The sequence below is a fragment of the Komagataeibacter kakiaceti JCM 25156 genome, assembly GCF_000613305.1.
This window is the reverse complement of the sequence record NZ_BAIO01000659.1, coordinates 1-1103: the sequence shown is the minus strand read 5'-3', so window position 1 is coordinate 1103 and position 1103 is coordinate 1. Positions and strand designations below refer to the sequence as shown.

2 protein-coding genes are annotated in these 1103 nt (G+C 68.9%); both read left to right on the top strand.

Annotated elements, in window-relative coordinates; translation table 11 throughout:
* The coding region (locus JCM25156_RS17660; RefSeq protein WP_025814200.1) for a Maf family protein at positions 1-214 on the top strand (214 nt) is incomplete at its 5' end.
* Positions 211-1103: ribonuclease E/G (locus JCM25156_RS17650; protein ID WP_025814199.1), on the top strand; the 893-nt coding region annotated here is incomplete at its 3' end. The genes JCM25156_RS17660 and JCM25156_RS17650, both read left to right, overlap by 4 nt.

Sequence of the window (1103 nt, the reverse complement as noted above, 5' to 3'; positions counted from 1 at the left end):
CAGTACGGTGACGTTCTCCCGCCTGACCCCCGTGCAGATCGAGGCGCTGGTCACGGCCGGGGACTGGCACGACAAGGCGGGCGGCTACGCCATACAGGGGCATGCGGCGGCCTTCGTACGGTTCCTGTCGGGCAGTTACACGGGTATCGTGGGCCTGCCCCTGTTCGAGACCGCCCAGATGCTGCGCGGGCAGAAGGGGAACTGGCTCCGTTGAACACGCGCATCTGCGCCAGCAGCGGGCCGGGGGAAATCCGCATTGCCGTAACCGGCAATGGCCTGCTGCGGGATTTCGCCCTATGGCGACCCGACATGGCCGATGGGGTGGGCGATATCTATCGCGCACCCGTCAGCGCCCATGTCCCCGCCCTTGGGGGCACCTTCATCGCCCTGCCCGGACAGGAACAGGCGGGTTTCCTGCCTGATTCCGAAGGGCTTGGCCCCCTGACACAGGGGCAGAACGTTCTTGTCACCGTCACCCGCAGCGCGCAGGGCGGCAAAGGCGTGCGACTGGGCGCGCGCAACCTGCCCTCCAACCTGCCTGGCGGCGCTGAACCCAGGCTGCTGCGGCGCGGGCCGACACCGCTGGAACGGCTTGCCCACCAGTATCCCGATGCGCCGATCGTGATTGATGACGCGCATGTCGCGACCCTGATACCGGCCACCCTGCACCCCCGGATCACGCGCGCCACCTCCGCGTTTGACAGTGAACTGCGCGCACTGGCCGATGCGCTGGAAGACCCCGTCGTGGCGCTGCCCGGCGGCATGTCGGCCAGCATTACCCCCACCCCGGCGCTGGTGGCGATCGACATGGATGGCGGGGCCACCAGCGCGGACAGACGCCCCAAGCAGACCGCCCAGTTCGCCGCCAACCGCGACGCCCTGCCGGATCTCCTGCACCAGTTGCGGCTGCGGAACCTGTCGGGTGCGATTATCGTGGATGTGGCCGGTCTCGCCATACGCAAGCGCCGGGCGCTGGGGGAGACGATCGGGGCGGCGCTGGCGCATGATCCGCTGCGGCCACGCTTTCTGGGGTTTACGGCGCTGGGTCTGGCCGAGATCGTGCGGCCGCGCGTGCATCCGCCGCTGCATGAACTCTTCCACTC